At 37.3% G+C, this 22,641-nt stretch carries 20 protein-coding genes and 2 riboswitches; of the genes, 15 read left to right on the top strand and 5 right to left on the bottom strand.

The window, feature by feature from the left end:
- The first annotated feature begins 215 nt into the window (after window positions 1-215).
- The 5 genes from ACIQXW_RS22965 (at window position 216) to ACIQXW_RS22945 (ending at window position 4,642) form a co-directional block, all read left to right on the top strand.
- On the top strand, window positions 216-716 hold the full coding sequence (locus ACIQXW_RS22965; RefSeq protein ID WP_402765864.1) for a GNAT family N-acetyltransferase: 501 nt from the start codon (window positions 216-218) through the stop codon (window positions 714-716).
- A gap of 175 nt (window positions 717-891) precedes the next feature.
- On the top strand, window positions 892-1,923 hold the full coding sequence (desA, locus tag ACIQXW_RS22960) for a Delta(5) desaturase DesA (RefSeq protein ID WP_340822162.1): 1,032 nt from the start codon (window positions 892-894) through the stop codon (window positions 1,921-1,923).
- Window positions 1,924-2,072: 149 nt separating this feature from the next.
- Window positions 2,073-3,218 (top strand): sensor histidine kinase, encoded by a 1,146-nt coding sequence (locus ACIQXW_RS22955; protein WP_445669072.1) that lies wholly within the window; start codon window positions 2,073-2,075, stop codon window positions 3,216-3,218.
- Window positions 3,219-3,233: 15 nt separating this feature from the next.
- A complete protein-coding gene (locus ACIQXW_RS22950) occupies window positions 3,234-3,839 on the top strand; it encodes a response regulator (RefSeq protein WP_340822163.1) in 606 nt (201 codons plus the stop codon).
- An 86-nt stretch (window positions 3,840-3,925) separates the two neighbouring features.
- Window positions 3,926-4,642, top strand: coding sequence for a 3-ketoacyl-ACP reductase (locus ACIQXW_RS22945; RefSeq protein ID WP_402765860.1), 717 nt, complete (start codon window positions 3,926-3,928; stop codon window positions 4,640-4,642).
- Window positions 4,643-4,875: 233 nt separating this feature from the next.
- Here the strand turns inward: ACIQXW_RS22945 and ACIQXW_RS22940 are convergent, their stop codons facing one another.
- From ACIQXW_RS22940 to ACIQXW_RS22930, 3 genes are all read right to left on the bottom strand, one after another.
- Window positions 4,876-5,850: a proline dehydrogenase family protein gene (locus ACIQXW_RS22940; protein ID WP_340822165.1), complete on the bottom strand. Its 975-nt coding sequence runs from the start codon at window positions 5,848-5,850 to the stop codon at window positions 4,876-4,878.
- Between the two features lie 75 nt (window positions 5,851-5,925).
- Window positions 5,926-6,678: an ABC transporter permease gene (locus tag ACIQXW_RS22935; RefSeq protein ID WP_340822167.1), complete on the bottom strand. Its 753-nt coding sequence runs from the start codon at window positions 6,676-6,678 to the stop codon at window positions 5,926-5,928.
- Window positions 6,675-7,406, bottom strand: coding sequence for an ABC transporter ATP-binding protein (locus ACIQXW_RS22930; protein ID WP_340822169.1), 732 nt, complete (start codon window positions 7,404-7,406; stop codon window positions 6,675-6,677). Before ACIQXW_RS22930 ends, ACIQXW_RS22935 begins: the two co-directional genes overlap by 4 nt.
- Before the next feature lie 121 nt (window positions 7,407-7,527).
- On the opposite strand from ACIQXW_RS22930, the gene ACIQXW_RS22925 reads away from it, so the two are divergent.
- Window positions 7,528-8,031, top strand: a complete 504-nt coding sequence (locus tag ACIQXW_RS22925; protein ID WP_402765855.1) for a methylated-DNA--[protein]-cysteine S-methyltransferase — start codon at window positions 7,528-7,530, stop codon at window positions 8,029-8,031.
- A 106-nt stretch (window positions 8,032-8,137) separates the two neighbouring features.
- Here the strand turns inward: ACIQXW_RS22925 and ACIQXW_RS22920 are convergent, their stop codons facing one another.
- Both ACIQXW_RS22920 and ACIQXW_RS22915 read right to left on the bottom strand, forming a co-directional pair.
- Window positions 8,138-9,433 carry an ammonium transporter gene (locus ACIQXW_RS22920; protein WP_340822171.1) on the bottom strand — a complete coding sequence of 432 codons (1,296 nt, stop codon included), beginning with the start codon at window positions 9,431-9,433 and terminating at the stop codon, window positions 8,138-8,140.
- A 13-nt stretch (window positions 9,434-9,446) separates the two neighbouring features.
- Window positions 9,447-9,788: a P-II family nitrogen regulator gene (locus tag ACIQXW_RS22915; protein ID WP_340822172.1), complete on the bottom strand. Its 342-nt coding sequence runs from the start codon at window positions 9,786-9,788 to the stop codon at window positions 9,447-9,449.
- Window positions 9,789-10,100: 312 nt separating this feature from the next.
- Between ACIQXW_RS22915 and ACIQXW_RS22910 the strand changes: the two genes are divergently transcribed.
- The 9 genes from ACIQXW_RS22910 to ACIQXW_RS22870 all read left to right on the top strand — a co-directional run bounded on the left by ACIQXW_RS22910 (window position 10,101) and on the right by ACIQXW_RS22870 (window position 22,269).
- Window positions 10,101-11,570, top strand: a complete 1,470-nt coding sequence (locus tag ACIQXW_RS22910; protein WP_401022362.1) for a nicotinate phosphoribosyltransferase — start codon at window positions 10,101-10,103, stop codon at window positions 11,568-11,570.
- Between the two features lie 15 nt (window positions 11,571-11,585).
- The gene (gene nadE / locus ACIQXW_RS22905; protein ID WP_340822176.1) at window positions 11,586-12,410 is read left to right on the top strand and encodes an ammonia-dependent NAD(+) synthetase; all 825 of its coding nucleotides are present in this window, start codon (window positions 11,586-11,588) and stop codon (window positions 12,408-12,410) included.
- A 157-nt stretch (window positions 12,411-12,567) separates the two neighbouring features.
- Window positions 12,568-12,888: an NAD synthetase gene (locus tag ACIQXW_RS22900; RefSeq protein WP_340822178.1), complete on the top strand. Its 321-nt coding sequence runs from the start codon at window positions 12,568-12,570 to the stop codon at window positions 12,886-12,888.
- A gap of 399 nt (window positions 12,889-13,287) precedes the next feature.
- Window positions 13,288-14,232 carry an AAA family ATPase gene (locus ACIQXW_RS22895; protein ID WP_340822179.1) on the top strand — a complete coding sequence of 315 codons (945 nt, stop codon included), beginning with the start codon at window positions 13,288-13,290 and terminating at the stop codon, window positions 14,230-14,232.
- Window positions 14,229-15,410 carry a DUF58 domain-containing protein gene (locus ACIQXW_RS22890; protein ID WP_340822181.1) on the top strand — a complete coding sequence of 394 codons (1,182 nt, stop codon included), beginning with the start codon at window positions 14,229-14,231 and terminating at the stop codon, window positions 15,408-15,410. The genes ACIQXW_RS22895 and ACIQXW_RS22890 overlap by 4 nt, the downstream gene beginning before the upstream one ends.
- Window positions 15,407-17,614 carry a transglutaminase TgpA family protein gene (locus tag ACIQXW_RS22885; protein WP_402765849.1) on the top strand — a complete coding sequence of 736 codons (2,208 nt, stop codon included), beginning with the start codon at window positions 15,407-15,409 and terminating at the stop codon, window positions 17,612-17,614. The genes ACIQXW_RS22890 and ACIQXW_RS22885 overlap by 4 nt, the downstream gene beginning before the upstream one ends.
- Window positions 17,615-17,649: 35 nt before the next feature.
- Window positions 17,650-17,751, top strand: a riboswitch (purine riboswitch).
- A gap of 155 nt (window positions 17,752-17,906) precedes the next feature.
- Complete coding sequence (guaA, locus tag ACIQXW_RS22880) at window positions 17,907-19,460, top strand: glutamine-hydrolyzing GMP synthase (RefSeq protein ID WP_340822185.1); 1,554 nt, start codon at window positions 17,907-17,909, stop codon at window positions 19,458-19,460.
- Between the two features lie 236 nt (window positions 19,461-19,696).
- Window positions 19,697-20,365 carry an MOSC domain-containing protein gene (locus ACIQXW_RS22875; RefSeq protein WP_402765845.1) on the top strand — a complete coding sequence of 223 codons (669 nt, stop codon included), beginning with the start codon at window positions 19,697-19,699 and terminating at the stop codon, window positions 20,363-20,365.
- Between the two features lie 366 nt (window positions 20,366-20,731).
- Window positions 20,732-20,833: riboswitch (purine riboswitch) on the top strand.
- 131 nt (window positions 20,834-20,964) lie between these two features.
- Complete coding sequence (locus ACIQXW_RS22870) at window positions 20,965-22,269, top strand: NCS2 family permease (RefSeq protein WP_340822202.1); 1,305 nt, start codon at window positions 20,965-20,967, stop codon at window positions 22,267-22,269.
- The last annotated feature ends 372 nt before the right edge of the window (window positions 22,270-22,641 follow it).

Below are 22,641 nucleotides of genomic sequence, written 5' to 3'. Positions count from 1 at the left end.
AAGGCTTATCTTTATGGAGAAGGTTTAATGCCAACTTAATAAAGTGAACGTCTACGTCTATGAGGGGTGTGTTGCGGATATTGAAATGGTGTGATTGTATGACCAATCAAAGCCCAATATGCCCTTTGTGGTGAGGCAAATTAAATAGTTGCATTAGGTACAACCCTGCCGTTATCGGTGGGGTCTATTTCTTTTATGGTGAGGACGTGAATAGGATGATTCGATTTATGGAAGAAAAAGATTTGCCAGAGGTTTTAGTTATTTACAATGACATTATATTAACGAGTAAAGCAGTGTATAGGTATGAGATACAATCGTTAGAAGAAAAGAAACAATGGTTTCAAGAGCAAAAAGCAGCTGGTAATCCATTGCTAGTCTATGTAGAAAACGGAGTAGTCGCAGGTTTTGCAAATTACAGTCAGTTCCGTCCTTACCCCGGTTATAAGTGTACGATGGAGCATTCGGTATATGTGCACAAGGACCATTATAAGAAAGGCATCGCAACGAAGTTAATGCATCAGTTGATTAAGCTTGCACAGGAGCAAGGTGTTAAAACGTTAGTTGCTGGTATTGACGGAGAAAATATAGGAAGCATAAAGGCGCATGAGAAGCTAGGCTTTGAATATGCAGGAACAATTAAAAATGCTGGTTATAAATTTGACGAATGGTTGGATTTAGTATTCTATCAACTACATTTACCTGGACCACAAAAGTAGTGTGAATGGGCTTTAATGATAAAAACGTATGCGTAGTGGGGAGTAAAAATCTTACTTGGCTATCGTTGATGCGTATGACAAATGTCATGCGCTTTTCATGATGTTTGCGTCTGTTGCTAGTTATACTCTTGTTTTATGATGAGGTCATAAGCAAAAGGAAACGAGGGAAAAGGGAATGGCAACAGATAAAGAAAAAACGAAGAAATTGCGCCAAGATGTAGCGCCATTTGCGAAATCAGATACAGGTAAAAGTATTTTTCAAATGGTCAATACAATTGTTCCGTTAATTGTCCTATGGGTTGCTGGTTATATGTTAGTGGATGTTTCGCCATGGTTAACTGCTGGTTTAAGTATTATTTCTGCTGGATTTGTCGTTAGAACATTTATCATTTTCCATGATTGTACCCACGGTTCATTTTTCAAAAGTAAAAAAGCAAACGACTGGGTTGGCTTAGTAACTGGGGTAATTACATCTTTCCCATATGAAAAATGGAAGCGTGAGCATACAATCCACCACGCAACAAGCTCGAACTTAGATAAGCGTGGTATTGGTGATATTGATATGATGACAGTAGAGGAATATTTACAATGTTCTAAAGGTCAACGTTTATGGTATCGTTTTTACCGTAATCCACTTGTAATGTTCGGCTTAGGGCCGTTATACATGGTGTTAATTTTGAATCGTTTTAACCGAAAAGATGCAAAACAAAAGGAACGCACGAACACTTACGTAACAAATATAATTATTTTAGGTATCTGTGTAGGTCTTATTTACGCTATGGGTTGGCAAGCATTTTTATTAGTTCAAGGCGTTACTTTATTTGTCGCTGGTTCCCTTGGCATTTGGTTATTTTATATTCAACATACGTACGAGGATTCTTACTTCGAGCACGATTCAGAGTGGGATTATGTAAAAGCTGCTGTTGAAGGCAGTTCGTACTATAAACTACCGAAGCTATTACAATGGGCAACAGGCAATATCGGCTTCCACCACGTGCACCATTTAGCACCGCGTGTACCGAACTATAATCTTGAAAAAGCACATAATGAAACACCGCCATTGCACTCTGCTACTACAATTACATTGCGTACAAGCTTAGAATCTTTACGCTATAAATTATACGATGAAGATCTTGGCAAATTTGTAACTTTTAAAGATGTAAATGAAATTATAAAACGAAAAGCGAAAGGCAGTATTGCTGCTTAGTAGAATACAGCCAGCCATCTCTTTTTGGGATGGCTGTTTTATATAAATAAGGATATGTCCGTTTGATAGTTACAGGATAGCAAGTGAAGGCGCAAATATTCTTTTCTTGTTATAATGTAGGGAAAAGTAGGAAAGAGCGTGAGATTATGATGAAGAAATGGCATAGTATCATTCCGAATAGTCCTATGCTCAGTGTTTATTTATGGGTTATTTTTTGTTTTCTACCGTTTTTCTTTATATTCAGAAAATCATCGTACATTGAAATATCAATTGGGATAACTTTTTTAATGCTCTATTTTATTTTTTATCGATTTTCTGTGAACTCTAAAAACGGACTAGTGTATATGTGGATTAGCTTTGAAATGGTCATTAATATTATTTTAACTATATTGTATGGTTATGTGTATTTATCGATTTTTACGGCCTTTTTCATAGGCAATATCCGTAGACCTGTTGGCTTTTACATAATGTATGGGCTCCATATCGGTTTTACAGTGATTTCTACAGGAGTTGGCTTCTTTGTAGAGCTACATTTATTTTTATCGCAGCTACCTTTTGTCGTACTAACGATATTAGCAGTAGTACTTCTACCTTTAACGATTTATTCGAAAAATAAGCGTGAAAATTTAGAAGGTCAACTAGAAACTGCAAATGAACGAATAGCTGAATTAATTGTCTTTGAGGAACGACAACGTATTGCACGTGATTTACATGATACGCTTGGTCAAAAGTTGTCAATGATTGGTTTGAAAAGCGACTTAGCCTCGAGACTGATTGCTCGTGATCCACAGCAAGCTTTAATTGAAATTAAGGATATTCGTCAAACAGCTAGTATTGCCTTAAAAGAGGTACGAGAATTGGTGTCAGATATGCGGACAACTAGATTTGAAGACGAGCTTATGCGTATTTCTCAAATTTTAAAAGCGGCAGAGATGGAATTTGTTTTTGAGGGAGATAAGGAATCATTGCAAGTTCCACCTCTCGTGGAAAATGTTTTATCTATGTGTTTAAAGGAAGCGGTAACGAACATTGTAAAGCATAGCGGAGCAACTAAATGTGAAATTGCCTTCCATCAAAATTTTAAAGAAGTACACTTAGTTGTTCGTGACAACGGACAGGGGATTACGAAAAAACAAGCATTGAAGTCAGGTAATGGCTTAAAAGGGATGCATGAACGCTTAGAGTTTATAAATGGTTCATTTAAAATAGAAAGTGAAAATGGCACTACTTTAACGGTATCTATACCGGTGACTATTACACATCAAAAAGTTAAAGAAAATTTGAAGAACCTATAGAAAGAGGGTTATGGCTTGATACGAATTGTAATTGCTGAAGATCAGGGGATGCTATTAGGCGCACTTCGTTCCTTACTTAGTATGGAGGAAGATATGGAGGTCGTCGGGTTAGCAAAAAATGGTGAGGAAGCATTGGCGCTTGTAGAAGAGCATCAGCCTGATATTTGTATTATGGATATTGAAATGCCAGTGAAAACTGGACTTGATGCGGCTGAAGAATTGCAGAGCTCAGACTGTAAAGTAATTATATTAACTACATTTGCTAGACCTGGTTATTTCGAACGAGCAAGAAAAGCAGGTGTCCGAGGTTACTTATTAAAGGATAGTCCTATCGAGGAATTGGTGAGTGCTATTCGGACAATCGTAGATGGCAAACGAATTTACGCACCTGAACTTGTTGATTTTGTTTACGAGGACGATAGTGAAAATCCACTAACTGAGCGTGAAAGTCAGGTGTTAACACTTGTAGCAGAAGGTAAAACAACAAAAGAAATTGCAGCGGAGTTATTTTTATCGGCAGGTACTGTGCGCAATTATATTTCAACAATATTAGAGAAGCTCCATGTCGGGAACCGTATTGAGGCTATTGCACGCTTTAAGGAAAAAGGATGGAATAAGTAAGTCTTCTGAATGTACTTTTGATTGGCGAATAGGTATGCTAAAAAACATAGATTTTATCTATCACTATTCAAAAGGGAGCAAGATATATGCAAACTATTACTGGTAAAACGGCTTTAATTACTGGAGCCGGTCGTGGTATTGGCCGTGCAACAGCCATCGCCTTTGCAAAAGAGGGCATCAACGTTGGGCTAGTGGGTCGTACATTAGAGAATTTACAACAAGTTGAAAAACAACTAAAGGCATATGATGTAAAAGTCGCGATTGCTACAGCTGATGTAGCAAATTTGCAATCCATCACAACGGCTGTAGAAAGTATTCGAGCTGAGTTAGGACCAATCGATATTTTAGTAAATAATGCGGGGATTTCGAAATTCGGTAAGTTTTTAGAACTTACACCTGAAGATTGGACGAATATTGTAGATGTAAATGTTAAAGGTGTTTATTACACAACACGTGCCGTCCTACCAGAAATGATTGAACGTGAGTCAGGGGATATTATTAATATTTCATCTACAGCAGGTCAAAAAGGTGCCCCGATTACGAGTGCATATAGTGCATCGAAAGCGGCTGTTATTGGCATGAGTGAATCATTAATGTTAGAAGTTCGAAAACATAATATTCGTGTTGTAACGTTAACACCAAGTACTGTTGCAACTGATATGGCAGTAGAATTACAATTAACTGATGGCAATCCGGAAAAAGTCATGCAAGCAGAAGATTTAGCAGACTTAATGGTAGCTCAATTAAAATTACATCCGCGTGTTGTTTTAAAACATGCAGGTCTATGGTCAACAAACCCTTAAAAAGTAGATGTCCAACAGAAAAAGTGTTAGATTGACTGCCATCAATCTAACACTTTTTTGCTATGCCGTTGATGTTCGCTACGGCGGGCACACACGTAAGCCGCAACCCTCGCTAACGCGCGACTTGTTGCGTCTTACGCTTGCGTGCGTTTCCGCAGGAGTCACCGCCTTCGCTACCATCAACTGGTATTATCTGCTTAAAATTTTAATAGTTATGTCCCAACTTCTTTTTATTACTTTTTGCGCTTTGTTAAGCGACCAAGAACGAATGCACCAGCTGCTACAGCAAGAACTGTATTCGTTTTCTTCGTAAATACTTGTTTTGTCACAAGGTTAAGATTTTGAGGACGCTCCGCTAAGCGACGCATAAAGTAACCGTACCAATCTTCGCCAAATGGAACGTAGACACAGAAGTTATAGCCTTCTTTCGCAAGTTCTTTTTGCATATCTGTACGGAAGCCATATAACATTTGGAATTCAAATTTATCAAATGGAATATTGTTATCAGCAACAAAGCGCTTTACGTGTGCAATGACGTTATGGTCATGTGTAGCAATCGATGTAAATTTACCATGTAATAAATGGTATTCAATTAGTTCGATATAGTTTAAATCAATATCTAGCTTATCTTGGAAGGCTACTTCCACAGGCTCTTTATATGCACCTTTTACGATACGTAAACGGTAGTTTTTAAATTTCTCAAGATCGTCTTTTGCTCGGTAAAAGTATGATTGAATAACAGTACCGACATTATTGAATGTTTTTGAAAGCTCTTCTACCATATCAAATGATGTTTGTAGACGGCCGTAATTTTCCATATCAAAGTTTACAAAAATATCATAGGCTGCTGCTTTTTCTACAATCTCATATAAATTGTCGTAGCAAAAATCAACATCAATGTCTAAGCCTAATTGAGAAGGCTTTAACGAAATATGTGCATCAACATTGTTTTCATGAATAGCTTCAATGACAGCGAGGATTTGATCCTTAGCTTTTGTAGCTTCCTCTTCATTCGCAACAAACTCCCCTAGATTATCCACTGTGCAAGAGATATTATGTGCGTTTAATTCTTTGATGCTTGCAATCGTTTCTTCTATATTTGTACCAGCCACCACACTTTGGGCACCTAATTTTAAGCCGTATTTTTTAGCAGCACTATTTAATAGTTGGTTTTCAGATAATTGGATGAAAAAATCGCGTAATAACATGGGTCATTCTCCTCACTGCATTTTTCTTACTAGTATAACATATTTATAGAGAATGTCATGATATCACGAAAACAATTATTTCATTTCCAACATCTGTAATCTCTCGTTGAAAAGCACAGGATAGCTTAAAAAGCCTATCATTATGCTCGATAATGTTGCGGTTGTTAATAGCGCGAAAATTATTAAAAGTTGAAATTGAACTGCTTGGATAGGGTCTGCACCACCGATAATTTGACCGCTCATCATACCTGGTAATTGTACAAGTCCAATAGTTTTTTGGCTTTCAATGGTAGGAATCATACTTGCTTTAATGGCATTGATTAGTTGGCGATGAATTGCTTGTTTAGGTGTGCCTCCTAGAGATAAAATGAGTTCGATTTCGTTTTGGTGACTTGTAATTTCTGCAGTGAAACGATTTAAAAATAAAATGGATAATACCATTGTGTTGCCAATTAACATACCACTAATAGGGATAATATACTGTGCGGTGCTAGGGACAATACCGAAGCCAAGTAAAACACCTTGTGTGACAATTTCCACCACAACAAGCGTAATTATTATTTTCCAAGTGATTCCCTTAATTCCTTTACCATTTTTACGGGCATTAAACGCTGCAACTAAAATCATTAATGCTACCATTAGAAATATATAAATAAAACTTCCAGCTTCAAAAACGAATTTTAAAATATAGCCGACTGCAAGTAATTGAATAATAGAACGAATTGTTGCAATAACGGTGTCTTTTTCAAGGCCTAGTTTAAACGTTTTTGAAAGTAATAGCGGAATTAATACGAAAATTAATGTCAGCGAAAGCGATGTGTAAGTCATGAGTTTACCCCCTGTACAAATTCAGCGACTCTCGGATTACTAGGAGCTTTTAATAACGAACTTTCTCCTGTTTCAATCAGCTCTCCTCCCATCATGACCCATGTATAATGCCCAATCGTTAATGCCTGCTGTAAATTATGTGTAATCCATATTATCGTGACATCATATTTTTTGTTTAATTTCACAATGAGTGTTTCGATATCTTGTGCGGATTGACGATCTAATGCAGAAGTAATTTCATCTAACAATAATATAGAAGATTGGTTGATTAGAGTGCGCGCAATTGAAACCTTTTGACGTTGCCCACCAGATAGCTTATTGATGGAGCGATGTAAAAAACTTTCATCAAGGCCAACGTCCAGTAAATAGCGGAATGCATCTTGCTGTGAAAGTTGTTTTCCTTGTAAAACAAGTGGAAGTGCCAAATTGTCAAATACGGTTCCGTTAATCATGGGTGCTGCCTGAAGAGCGATTCCTACATGTTTTCTTAAAGTGGTAGGCTCATAGGAAGCAATCGGCTGATTATCAATTAAGATAAGGCCATCTGTCGGTGAGAGTAGGCCGTTAAACATTTTCAGTAATGTTGTTTTGCCAGCACCGGATGGACCAACAAGTGTTGTAATTTTTCCTTTTGGGAATGAACCAGTAATTAATTTTAAAATGTTCTTATCGTTAGCTGAAAAACTCACTTGTTGAAGGTGGATAGCGGGCTCAAATAACGTTGTCATGTCGTTGAACCTCCTTTAAGATTATAGGTAAATAACTTTCATATGAAATGATTCGACGCTACAGTTATTTTACCTTATTTAAAGAAAACTTCTAATGAAAACAAGTAAGGAGAATGGAATAATGAATGTTTTATATGTAGATACACTAACATACGCACAAGGTGATATGTATATTATTGCTTCAGATGAAGGTCTTGTATATATAGGAACACCGAATACAGCGTTTGAAGAAGTGGAAAAATGGGCTCAAAAGCCGTTTAAGGGCTACAGTTTTGAAGAAAATAAAGAAAAATTAACGCCGTATGTTGAGCAATTTACAGCTTATTTTAATGGAGAGCTTACTGAATTTAATTTACCTATACATGTGAAAGGAACATCATTTCAGCTAGCTGTATGGGATGCGTTGAAAGAGTTGCCGTATGGAACGACGACAACGTATTCTGCAATTGCGGAGCGAATTGGTAATCCAAAGGCGGTAAGAGCTGTAGGCAGTGCAATAGGTGCCAACCCTATATTGGCAATTATTCCGTGTCATCGTGTCATCGGAAAAAACGGTAAGCTGACAGGTTTCCGTAGTGGGCTAACAATGAAAGAATTTTTACTTGAATTAGAAAGAGCTGAATAAATATTTAAGCAGTGCTGCAACAAAAAAACTGCTGGATTCCCATAACTTCACTAGGGACATCCAGCAGATTTTTGTAATTTTTTCATAGGTGCAATCATTTTAATATCTAGACATGTTCTTCTGTGACACTCGTTTGAGTTTTACCAAAGTGAGTTAGACGGTGTGCAAATGTTTCACCATTAATAGCAGAGCTTTTAAAAACTTCTTGATATTCATAAGCGGGTGTACCATGTTCGATAACATCTAGGCCTGTGATTTCTTCTTCTACTGACACACGTAAAGGGATAAATGCTTTAATGATAAATAGACCCGCTGAGACGGAAACGCCAACCCAAGCGATTGTCGCAATTACACCTATTGCTTGAATGCCTAGTAAACTTAGGCCACCACCGTAGAATAGCCCTTGACCGCTAATGTCAAATAAACCGACCGCAAGTGTGCCCCAAATGCCACAAATACCATGAACTGCAATTGCGCCTACAGGATCATCTACTTTTAATTTCCATTCAATAAAGCGGACACCTTCTACTAATAAGGGTGCTGCAATTAAACCAATAATGAGTGAACCGATAATGCTGACGTTCGCTGCACCGGCTGTAATACCTACGAGCCCTGCTAACGCACCGTTGAGAGTTAGTGAGCCATCAATGTGACCATAGCGGAATTTTGTATAAAATGCAGTAGCAACAACGCCTGCAGAAGCTGCGAAAAATGTATTGGCAATTACCTTTGGAACGAGGGTAGGATCTGCAGCTAACGTAGAGGCACCATTAAAACCGAACCAGCCAAACCACAGTAGAAACACGCCTAATGCGCCAAGTGGAATGCTATGACCAGTAATAACGTTGACGCGGCCATTTTCGTATTTACCTAGACGTGGCCCAATCATTATTGCAGCTACAAAGGCAGCTACAGCACCTGTTAAATGGACAACTGTAGAACCGGCAAAATCGATAAAGCCTAAATCAGTTAACCAGCCTTGACCGCTCCAAATCCAATGCCCAACAACAGGATAAACGAGTAATGTCATAAGTATAATTACACCGATATAAGCAAAAATATTTGTTCGTTCTGCTACGGCACCAGATAAGATTGTCGCACCTGTTGCAGCAAACATCGTTTGGAAAATAAAGAAGGAGAGGTCATCTACACCGTTTAAAGCGAATCCACTCGTTCCGAAGATGCCCCCAGCTGTGTCGCCAAACATTATTGCATAGCCACATAGAAAATAAACAATTCCTCCAAGCGATATAGTTAAGAAGTTTTTCATAATAATGTTTACGGCATTTTTAGAACGTGTGAAACCTGCTTCTACCATTGCAAATCCTGCATGCATGAAGAAAACTAAAATTGTACCAAGCATAACCCAAACTAAATTTACAGATAATATAACGTCTTCCATAGCTATCTCCCCCTTAATCTACAGCAATTGATCCGACTTCTTTAGTACGGATACGAATTGCCTGTTCTACTGGATAAATAAATATTTTTCCGTCTCCAACCTTACCAGTTGCAGCATCACGTAATAAAACCTCCACAATCGGTTCTACTTTTTCGTCGTCGATAATCATTTCAAGTTTTAATTTTGGTAAAAACTCAATTTCGTAAGCATTTCCACGAAACAAACCTGTATGACCTAATTGACGACCACAGCCAGCGATTTCAGAAATACTTAAACCTGCAATACCAACCTTTGCAAGTCCGTCTCGTACAACCCCAAATACCTCTGGACGAATAATTGCCTCGATTTTTTTCACTCACACCAGCTCCTTGCGTAAATTTAATTTACATACTATAGGGAGCTGTTAAACGGCGCAATTGTTTTTTTGAATTACATGTTAGGTTTTATGACATCATATATTTCATTTTCCGTAATAGATTACTAAAAAGCTAATTATTAAAGGAATGAAAGCGGTACTAAAATTTGTGTCTAAATTATGAACGGTTCTAAATTTTCTGAATATTCATGTTAGAAAACCTAACATAGGAAGGAAAACGTGTAAAACGCAAGATTTTGGGTATATAGTGTATACTAAGACTAACAATGATAGTGGAAGAAGGGATTTCCTATGAGATCAAACTATGCTGATGATAGCCTAGCGCTACACACAGATTTATACCAAATCAATATGGCAGAGTCTTATTGGGCTGATGGTATACATAATAGAAAAGCGGTTTTTGAGTTATATTTCAGAAAATTACCATTTGGTAATGGCTATGCCATATTTGCCGGATTGGAACGCATGCTTGAGTTTTTACGAGACTTTCGTTTTAGTGAGTCAGATATTGAATATTTACGTGAAGAAGTTGGCTATAAAGAAGATTTCATTGATTATTTAAAAAATATTCGCTTTACAGGTGATATGTATTCAATGGTGGAAGGGGAACTCGTTTTTGCAAACGAACCAATTGTACGCATTGAGGCACCTTTAGTGGAAGCTCAGCTAATTGAGACAGCTCTTTTGAATATTGTGAATTACCAAACGCTAATTGCTACTAAGGCAAGTCGTATTAAGCAAATCGTAAAAGATGAAATGGCTATGGAATTTGGTACACGCCGTGCCCATGAAATGGATGCAGCAATTTGGGGAACTCGTGCAGCCTTTATAGGCGGATTTGCTTCCACAAGTAATGTTCGTGCGGGTAAACTATTTAACATACCAGTAGCTGGTACGCATGCTCATGCGCTTGTGCAAGCATATAAAAATGATTATGATGCATTCCACGCCTATGCTAAACGTCATCGTAATTGTGTGTTTTTAGTGGACACTTATAACACGTTGAAATCTGGTGTACCGACAGCGATCAAAGTGGCAAAAGAACTAGGGGATAAAATTAATTTTATAGGTATTCGTCTAGATAGTGGAGATATTGCTTTCTTATCAAAAGAAGCACGTCGTATGCTCGATGAAGCGGGCTTCCCTGATGCGAAAATTGTTGTTTCGAATGATTTAGATGAATACACAATTTTGAACTTAAAGGCACAAGGCGCGCGCGTAGATATGTGGGGAATTGGAACAAAGGTCATTACAGCTTATGATCAGCCTGCATTAGGAGCTGTCTATAAAATGGTAGCTATTGAAAATGAAGAAGGTCAGTTGGAAGATACGATTAAAATATCTGCGAATGCGGAAAAGGTTTCAACACCAGGTTTGAAAAATGTTTATCGTATTATCGACTTAAAAAATGGTAAATCAGAGGGCGATTACATTACAATGCACGATGAAGACCCTCAATCCGAAGAACGCATAAAAATGTTCCACCCTGTGCATACATTTGTGTCAAAATTCGTGACGAATTTTGAGGCGAAAAACTTACATCAGCATGTGATTAATAAAGGGGAAATAATTTATCAAAACCCGTCGTTGGTAGACATGCGCAATTATGCAGCTGAAAATTTAGAATTGTTATGGGATGAATACAAACGTGCGATGAATCCAGAAGAATATCCAGTCGATTTAAGTCAAAAATGCTGGGACAATAAAATGCGCAATATAGAAGAAGTGCGCGAAATGGTTAATCGAATTGTGAAAGGTTAAGGAGTGGAGAATGTTATGGCATTACAACAACAAATAATTAAAGAATTAAGCGTTTTGCCAACAATTGATGCACAGGAAGAAATTCGTAAATCCATTGATTTTTTAAAGGCATATGCACGTCGATATAGCTTTGTAAAAGGATTTGTGCTTGGTATATCTGGTGGACAAGATTCTACTTTAACTGGGAAATTAGCACAACTAGCTATTGATGAGTTAAATGCTGAAGCGGGCGAGGAGAAATATTCATTTTGGGCAGTGCGTTTGCCATATGGTGTTCAAATGGATGAACAGGACTGTCAGGACGCTATTGATTTTATTAAGCCTACGAATACTTACACAGTGAATATTAAGGAAGCAGTCGATGCCAGTGTACGTGCTTTAGAAAATGCCGGTGTTACACTTAGCGATTTTGTAAAAGGGAATGAAAAAGCACGTGAGCGCATGAAAGTGCAATTTTCTATTGCTGCTATGAATAGTGCAGTCGTTTTAGGAACAGACCATGCAGCAGAGGCAATTACAGGTTTCTATACAAAGTTTGGTGATGGTGGGGCAGATTTAATGCCTATTTTCCGTCTTAACAAGCGTCAGGGAAAACAATTGTTAGCTGCGCTTGATTGCCCTGAGCATCTGTATTTGAAAGTGCCGACAGCAGACTTGGAGGAAAACCGCCCGTCTCTACCAGACGAAGTGGCACTTGGTTTAACATATGAGCAAATTGATGATTATTTAGAAGGGAAGGAAATTCCCAAGGATGCTCGTGAAACACTAGAGCAGCACTATTTGCGATCTCAACATAAACGTCATATGCCTATCACAATTTTTGATGATTTTTGGAAATAAAGCCTGTGAGAATAGAGTTGTACAAAAAAGTGATAGAAACTTTTTTAACAATTCTATTCTTTTTTATGTATTTTGGTTCTGTTTGCTTAATTTTTTGCATATAATGTCGATATAAATACCTATAAACGTAGTAAAATAAAAAGGAGGGTAACTAATTATGAGGACTTCTAGTGTAAGTGCGACGACAAATAGTACTTTTCGTAATGAACAACAGTATTTACATGCTGGTGATCTTAGTCATGACTTTAGCCATAACGCACAGCAACGATTTAAAAAAAGTATTCAAAAAATTAAAGATAAAAAACTACTAAATAAGAAGAGACAAATTCAACAACAACGTCACAATAAAATTGAGGCTACTTTTGTTGATAGTGAAGGCAACGTACAAATTCATAATGAACTAAATGAAACAGCTGGAAAGCTGAGCCGTCTTAGCAAGCTAAAGAAGCGCCACAATAGTTACCGAACTTCCATATAAAGTAAAATTAAACCCTATACCAAACTTGGTATAGGGTTTTTTGCTACTGGATATTACTAAACATTGCTCTATTGATTCCCTTTAAGTTATCGGTAAGTCATCAGTAATGTAATTAGTTCTTTTGACTCATTAAATTCATGGCTAAAAAATTAAAATTTGTAACTTTTTTGTAAATGAACCGTTATACTACTAGATAGGCTTGTTTTATAAAAAACTTCAAATAAGCTATTTTTTGAGGTAAATACAAGGGGAATACTCTCGTAGATTTAATATATAATTCGTGTATGCGACGGCTAATGGCACATTGATTGTGTTACATTGCAGTTTTCGATATGCTTAAACTAAAATTATCGTGCAATTCAAATAATTGGTTTGTGGAAATGGGAGGGATTTTGTTTTATGAATTTACAAATACAAATGGTATTAGAAAATATAGAAAAAGTAATGATTGGGAAGAGGGAGGTTGCTGAACTTAGTATCGTCGCTTTGCTTGCCCAAGGTCATGTATTACTTGAAGATGTGCCTGGAGTGGGTAAGACAATGATGGTGCGTGCACTTGCCAAATCATTCGATGCTCAGTTTAAACGTATTCAGTTTACACCAGATTTACTGCCATCAGATGTTGTAGGTGTTTCTATTTATAACCCTAAAACAATGGAATTTGAATTTCGACCAGGACCAATTATGGGTGATGTAGTATTAGCTGATGAAATTAATAGAACATCACCTAAAACACAATCAGCGTTACTTGAGGCAATGGAGGAAGCGTCAATTACAATAGACGGCAATACACTTGAAATTAACCAGCCATTTTTCGTTATGGCTACGCAAAATCCGATTGAACATGAGGGGACGTATCCACTGCCAGAGGCGCAGCTCGATCGTTTTTTACTGAAAATAAAAATGGGCTATCCAACTAGAGGACAGGAAGTAGAAATATTACGACGTGCAGAAAACGGTAAGTCCATTGAAAAAATTGATGCTGTACTTACGCTTGCGCAATTAATTGAATTACAGGAGCTTGTGCAAGGTGTGTATGTCGAAGACTCCGTAAAAAACTACATGGTTGAGCTGGCTTCTCAAACGAGAGAGAATAACTATGTGTATTTAGGGGTTAGTCCTCGCGCAACAATTGCTTTGATGAAGGCATCGCAGGCGTATGCGTTTATGAAAGGGCGTAGCTATGTAATACCAGATGATGTTCAACATTTGGCGCCATATGTTTTTAGTCACCGATTAGTACTTAAGCCAGATGCACGCTATGATGATGTAACAGCAGAGGAAATTATTGAGCGTATTTTGGCGAAAACCCCTGTGCCAACAAAGAGGTTTGCAGAGAAATGAAGAAGTGGCGTGCTCTTTTTGAGAAAAGTAAACATTTTCTATTAGTGAGCTTTCTAATGCTTATTACGTTTTGCTATGCAATGTTTCAAGGCGGTTTTGTAAGCTGGTTTGTATTTTTCACAGTGAGTCCATTTTTGCTATACGCCTTTATTTTTCAACTTGTTAGGGAGGACATTTACCGTATAGAGCGGAAAATTGAGCCTTCCCGTGTTGAAAGCGGACAATCCGTTAACGTAACAATTAGTGTTGAAAGAAAAACACGATTTCCATTTGCATATATGCTAGTAGAAGAGCTTGTTGGCAGCACGATGCTAGTTCAGTCAAAGGTACAGGAGAAAGACGCTATCAAATTTGTAGGCTTTAAAAAGGTTTTTAATTGGAGTTATACTCTTGAAAGCTTACCGCGCGGTGAACATCAATATTTAGGTGCAAATATAATCTTCTATGATTTTTTCGGATGGGCAAAAAAACGCATTCAGATAGAAAAAGAACAAACAGTTCTTGTCTATCCAAGAGTGCATGATATGAAATATGCTACATTGCAAGCGAAATTAGATGTTGGGTCTATGATGGCTCCTTATTCCATTGTGAAAGACACATCAATGGCTATTGGTTTACGCGAATATGTACCAGGGGACCGCTTTTCGTGGATTCATTGGAAGTCTTTTGCAAAAACGCAAACGCTACAGTCGAAGGAGTTTGAGGATCGTCAATCTCAGGAACTTCTGTTAATGCTTGATGAAGGTGCTTCTCCATTATTTGAAGAGAAAATTGAGTTGGTAGCTTCGATGTTTAAAGCAATAGTGCAAGGTCGTGGAGAAATTTCTTTTGTGTCAACAGGCACGAAGACGAAAGTGTTCACTTCCATTCAAGGGGAAAAGCAACTAGATCGAGTGATGCAACATTTAGCTAGTGTAAAACCTCTTGAAAATGCACAATTCCAATTACGCGATCAACAAGTTTTTCAGCGTGTTGCAACACTTTTATATGTTACGAGTGATATATCAGATGAACTATTACATACTTTAGGTAATTCGGTGAAAAGCTGTATTTGTTTTGTTGTGACACAACAGACAGAAACACAGTCTGATGTAATAAAGCGTTATAAACATATTCAAGTCGTGTATGTAGACCCAACAGATTATTACCACTTGTTCACGGAGGTGATGAAGCCGTGAAAAAATCACTAGAAAGTTTTATTGAATTGGCTATAGCTTATCTCATTATTTTCTTTATATTACGTGAGTGGTTAATACCAGTAATGCAATTAACAAATACAGGTGTAAGTCATTTGTTTTTAATTTTTATTGGCTTAGCACTAGTACTGTGCCTATTTAAAGTTCGGCCGTTATTGTCGGGGCTTGTCAAGTTAGGCTACATTACATGGTTCGTTATATTTGTTTATAGCGAGAACCCATTTTTCTCAGGTCACACTATTCCATTTTTAGTGAATGAAGTGACATTGAATATGGTGAATATTTTTTCAGGGAATTTCGGACAAGTATCAGATGCATTTAGAACAGTACTGTTTTTGGCATTGATCTGGATGTTAATATATTTAATTCACCATTGGATTACGGTGCATCATAATATTTTCTATTTCTTCGTACTAACTGTATTTTTCATCGCTACTCTTGATACTTTCAGCGAATATAATGGAAAACCGGCTATTATTAAAGTAGTAGTACTGGGTCTTATTATGACTGGTGTACTTTTCTTAAAACGATTAAGACTCCAAGTTGATGCGCCAAGTGATTTAGTTAGAAAGTGGAAAATTATATTACCGATGTTAATTTCGGTGGCACTCGTTAGTATGGTAGCATTCTTTTTACCAAAAGCAGGGCCTACGTGGGTCGATCCAGTGCCGTTTATTAAAGGTGTTACAGGACAAGGTGGCGTGGGAGATGGTCAAAAAACAGTTGGCTATAGTGATGATGATAGTAGATTAGGTGGCCCGTATAAAGGCGATAATACATTAATTTTCACTGCAACTTCCCGCGACCGTCATTATTGGCGTATAGATACAAAAGATACGTATACATCAAAAGGTTGGGTATTGTCTGGTGAATATATAGGGGAAGCAGTTTTTGAAAATGATACCCCGATCTTTACTTCTCTGCCTGTTGGACCAACGCAGAATGAACGCCAAATACAGATGGAAATGGCTGTACCTATGCCATTTTTAATTCAAACGTATGGTATGCTGTCCGTTTCTGCAGAGGAGCCAACATTATATGTACAGGATGGACAAACGGAAAAAATAGTAACGAAACAACCAAGTGGTGAATTAGTAACTATGAGTAATGGTAGTAATAAATTACTGTCAAGTTACACGATATCTTATAGTGAACCAAATTATAGCTTGCAACAACTTCAGACGTCAGAGCCAGCTATGTTAGAAACATTAGATAGTTCCTATAATCGTTTCTTACAATTACCAGATACGCTTCCGCAGCGAGTACAAGATTTAGCAATTGATATTACGCGCAATAAAACATCGATATATGAAAAAATAAAGGCGATAGAAGGGTATTTTTCAAAAGGTGACTTTAGTTATGATAAAACAGCTGCCGCCTACCCTTCGGAAAATCAAGATTATGTAGATCAATTTCTGTTCGATACGAAAGTAGGGTACTGTGATAATTTCTCTACATCAATGGTCGTAATGCTTCGGACTATTGGTATTCCTGCCCGTTGGGTGAAGGGTTTTGCACCAGGTAATGCAGGTGGAGTATCTGATGGTTATCGTAAATATACGATAACAAATGATAATGCGCATTCATGGGTAGAGGCGTATGTTCCAGGTACAGGCTGGATAGAATTTGAACCTACAATTGGATTTTCTGGGAATGTTAATATCAATTATGATTTGCAACGAGATGTTCCTCAGCAAGAACAGGAACTGCAACCAGAAGAAAAAACAGAGCAACAACAAAAGAAAGACCAACCAACTAAGAAAACAACTACCCAGTCAGCATTTAGTTTTGATAGTGTATGGACGTGGATAAAAACATTAAAATATGTTTGGTTGGCACTCATTGTTCTGCTAATAATTATTGGTGTGACATTATTTGTACAACGAAAAACATGGATTCCTAAAATGCATGTGCGTGCCTATCGTAAAAGAGAAGCGGATTGGACGAGCTTTGATTCATCTTATCAGGCATTAACGAAACAATTAGTACGTATTGGCTTACGTCGAAAAGATGGCGAGACATTACGAGTGTTTGCTGAACGGGTGGATGCCGCTTTAGAAACGGAAGAAATGCGGAAGTTAACAGCGATATACGAGCAACATATTTATAGCAAGAATACGCAGAATGTTGACTACGTTAAACTGAGAGAAAGTTGGGAATATTTAATCAATCGCACTATCAGTTGATTTTAATGGGCACAAAGAGTAAAATGAAAAAAATTATATATGATTAGGATGGCTTTCATATAAGTTCGAAAATAGGGTTCGGATGTTTCTACGAAATCACCGTAAATGATTTCTCTATGAAGGTGAATGTTTTGGTTAGGTGAGGAGTTTTTATAAATCACTTTTCTTTGTTACGCATTCCCCTTTATAAATCATGAACTTATGGACGCGTAGGAAGTTTTTTTACTTTCATACGCGTTTTTCTTTGAACCTATGAAAACGTCCTTTAAAAATACAAGAAGAGGTGGAAATATTGTCAGCAAGCCCTTTATTAAAAGAGCAAGAAAAAATCGTCGTTCTAGACTTCGGTAGCCAATTTAACCAATTAATTACGCGTCGTATTCGTGAGTTCGGTGTCTTCAGTGAATTACATCCACATACGATTACAGCAGAAGAAATTAAAGAAATGAACGCAACAGGTATCATCTTTTCTGGCGGTCCTAACTCAGTTTATGATGAGAATGCTTTCCATGTAGATCAAGCCATTTTTGAATTAGGCTTACCAATCCTAGGTATTTGCTATGGTATGCAATTAATGGCTTATACTCAAGGCGGTAAAGTTGAAGGCGCTGAAACACGTGAATACGGTAAAGCGGAAATTCAAGTGACTGCTACAAATAAATTATTCGGTGAATTACCAACAGAACAAATCGTCTGGATGAGCCATGGCGACCACGTAACAGAAGTACCTGCTGGCTTTGAAATCATCGCAACAAGTGCATCATGCCCTATTGCTGCTATGGCAAACGTAGAACGTAAATTATATGCAGTACAATTCCACCCAGAAGTTCGTCACTCTGTATACGGTAATGATTTACTACGTCAATTCGTATTCGATATTTGTGGTGCTAAAGGCGATTGGTCAATGGCAAACTTTATCGAAATTGAAATCGCAAAAATTCGCGAAATTGTTGGCGATAAAAAAGTATTATGTGCACTTTCAGGCGGAGTAGACTCTTCTGTTGTTGCAGTACTTATTCACAAAGCAATTGGTGATCAACTTACATGTATGTTCGTAGACCACAACTTAAACCGTAAAGGTGAAGTTGAACAGGTTATGAAAACTTTCACGGAAGATTTCGATATGAACCTAATTAAGATTGATGCACGTCAACGCTTCATGGACAAACTTGCAGGTGTGTCTGATCCAGAGAAAAAACGTAAAATTATCGGTAACGAGTTTATTTACGTGTTCGATGAAGAAGCTTCAAAACTAGAAGGTATGGATTTCCTTGCACAAGGAACTTTATATACAGACATCATTGAATCTGGTACTTCTACTGCTCAAACAATTAAATCTCACCATAACGTAGGTGGTCTTCCAGAAGACATGCAGTTCAAATTGATTGAGCCATTAAAAACATTATTTAAAGACGAAGTTCGTGCACTTGGCTTAGAGCTTGGTCTTGACGAAAAAATCGTTTGGCGTCAACCATTCCCAGGTCCTGGTTTAGGTATTCGTGTACTTGGTGAAGTAACAGAAGAAAAACTTGAAATTGTTCGTGAATCTGACTTCATCTTACGTGAAGAAATCGCAAAAGCTGGCCTTGAACGCGACGTTTGGCAATACTTCACGGTATTACCTGATATCCGTTCAGTAGGTGTAATGGGCGATGCTCGTACGTATGACTACGCAATCGGTATCCGTGCAGTAACGTCTATCGACGGTATGACTTCTGACTGGGCACGTATCCCTTGGGATGTTCTAGAAAAAATTTCTGTACGCCTAGTAAACGAAGTAAAACACGTAAACCGCGTGCTGTATGATATTACTTCTAAGCCACCAGCAACAATTGAGTGGGAATAATAGCTAATAGCAAGAGTCCTAAAAGCCTTAGTAACATAGGGTTTTTAGGGCTTTTTTTAGTTGTCTGATGTGCACCAAGTGACGTAACAATAGAACTTTTCTGGTCATTTTTAACTGGAAAGATTTAAATGATATAAACTAACGTAGTGAGGGCAAAATTGCTGGCAAAGCGTTGGATATAGTAAACTGAATTTATGTAAAATGATTACGCTGTTGTTTAATTTAGGGGGATTAAAATGGAGAAAAGTATAGCGACGATTTATACACTTGCTGTTGGTATGCCGAAAGAATTGGACTATAGTAAAGGGCGATCAATGATTACAGGGATTGCAAAACGGAAAGTGCACGAAGTTTATTTAGCTACTCGTGGATTTGAGGGGGATGATGTGGCAGATAAAAAGCATCATGGTGGACCTGATCGCGCTGTTTGTCTATATCCTGCGGAGCATTACGAACAATGGGAAAAGGAACTTGGTAAGGCATTGCCAGCAGCAGCATTCGGTGAGAACTTAACGGTAACAAATATGCTTGAAGCGGATGTTTGTATTGGAGATATTTATAAAATTGGTGATGCAGTCATTCAAATTACGCAAGGACGTATTCCGTGTAGTACGATTGATAAATATACAAAGGCTGACACATTACTTAAACGATTAATTGAAACAGGTTATACAGGCTTCCTAGCACGTGTACTATGTGAGGGAACAATATGTGCAGACTCAAAAATTGAACTAGTTGAAAGACACCCTGCTCGTATATCGGTTTTACATTGCAATGAAGTATATTTTGAAAACAACAACGCACTTGCGATGAAACGTATTCAAGCAGTAGATGCATTAGCGATGGATTGGAAACAAAAATTAGAAAAAAGAATTCAATTATTAGAGAGTCGAGTAGTGAAGTAAGGATAATGATGGAAATGAGAATCGGAGCTCTTACGTAATATGTTCGGTGGTTTCGTATTTATTGCCTAAGTACTTCTTATTGTGTAGGAGTTAGTGAGTAATTAGATATAAAAGCCTTTGACATATTTACATACATTTGAAAAGCTCACTTTTTCAAAACAAATGCAAAATGGTCGATTATAGCCTTTAATCTTAAATAAAAAACAGGAAAAGCAACTTGTATAAGTTAGTATTTTTCCTGTTTTTTTACGCTGTTTTTACAAAATCAGAACAATAATACCGTATTTTACACGAACTTTCGTATTTTTTTTATAAGAAATGTTCGGAAATGGGGTTGAAATCTAAAAAACGAAATGATATATTACGATTGTAAAGTAAATAAGTCGTCGTATAATGTCGGGAATATGGCCCGTGAGTTTCTACCAAGTTACCGTAAATAACTTGACTACGATTTTAGTTTTTATACGGATGTATAATAACTAATTTATTTCACACATTATTAGTGATGAAATGTATCGTAGACATGCGACTAGTAGAATAGTCAGCGTGTCTTTTTTGTTTTCGATATTGAAGACGACAATACGGAGGATATTTTTAAAATGAAAAAATATTTCATGTTCGATGAATTAGGTACTAATTATCGCCGCGAAATAATTGGCGGTATTACAACATTCCTAGCTATGGCATACATTTTAGCTGTTAACCCAGGGATTCTGGAAAGTGCGGGAATGGATAAAGGTGCTGTTTTCGTGGCAACAGCATTAGCAGCAGCAGTCGGTTCTTTGATTATGGGTATTTTCGCTAAATTCCCAATCTCATTGGCGCCAGGTATGGGGTTAAATGCATTCTTTGCCTTCACGGTAGTAGGGACGTATGGCATTCCTTGGCAAACTGGTTTAACAGGTGTGTTCTTCTCGGGGATTATATTTATTATCCTTTCATTAACAGGTATTCGTGAAACAGTTATTAATGCAATTCCAGCACAACTTAAATATGCTGTGTCAGCTGGTATTGGTTTATTTATTACATTTGTAGGGTTACAAGGAGCTGGCATTGTAGTTGATAGTCCAGCAACTTTAGTAACATTAGGAGCATTTACAGGTTCAACTCTTTTAGCAGTATTCGGCATTATTATTTCAATTATCCTAATCCTTAAATTCCGTAGCGTCGGTATTTTCTTAGGAATGGTTATTACAGCAATCGTTGGTATGATTACGGGTGTTATTGCACCACCTGAAGCTGTTGTAGCATCGATCCCAAGTGTAGATTCAACATTTATGGTTGCACTTAACCCAATTATTCATGACTTCGGTTCGTTAATAAACGTTAAATTTTTAGTTGTTGTATTAACATTTTTATTCGTTGACTTTTTCGATACAGCCGGCACATTAATGGCTGTGGCAACACAAGCTGGATTAGTAAAAGACGATAAATTACCACGTGCAAGCCGTGCACTTATGGCAGATGCACTAGCAACAACAATTGGTTCTTTATTTGGTACTTCAACAACTACTGCTTATGTAGAATCAACTTCTGGTGTAGCAGCAGGTGCTCGTTCAGGTTTTGCTGCAGTTGTTACTGCTGTATTATTTATAGTAGCACTATTCTTCTCACCATTACTTGCGGTTGTTACTTCAGCTGTAACAGCACCAGCACTTGTTATCGTCGGTGTGTTAATGGTTTCGTCACTACGTTTAATTGAATGGGATAAATTCGAAATTGCAGTTCCGGCGTTCTTCACTGTTTTAATGATGCCTCTTGGCTATTCCATTGCAACAGGGATCGCAATTGGTTTCGTATTCTACCCAGTAACAATGCTTTTAGCAGGTCGTAAAAAAGAAATTCACCCAATGATGTACGGATTATTCTTCGTATTCCTTGCGTACTTTATCTGGGTTCGATAATGTAAGGCCGAAATGGGCTCTGCTTAGTGAAAACTAAGTGGAGCTTTTTTCATTTAAAATTGTTTGAGTGCCTGGCACTTAATAATATAGAAGAAACTACTATCATACTATTGACTGAATAGTTTTATTTCAATTAAACACTTGCAAACTATAATGTGAGATGATATATTTAAACACGTTGTTACGAAACAATCGAACAACATACAGAAAGAAAATAATAGTTGACATCATATTGAATGTATGTTAAATTATAAAAAGTTACTTATTAAGTAGCTAGCAAAATGAACCTTGAAAACTGAACAAGCAAAACGTAATCAATATAGTTTTTACTAGCTAACTTCGTTAGTGAACGAAACAAAATTTTGGACATCA

The organism is Lysinibacillus sp. NPDC097162, assembly GCF_044762185.1.
GTDB lineage: Bacteria > Bacillota > Bacilli > Bacillales_A > Planococcaceae > Lysinibacillus.
This window is presented reverse-complemented; position numbering and strand designations above follow the sequence as displayed.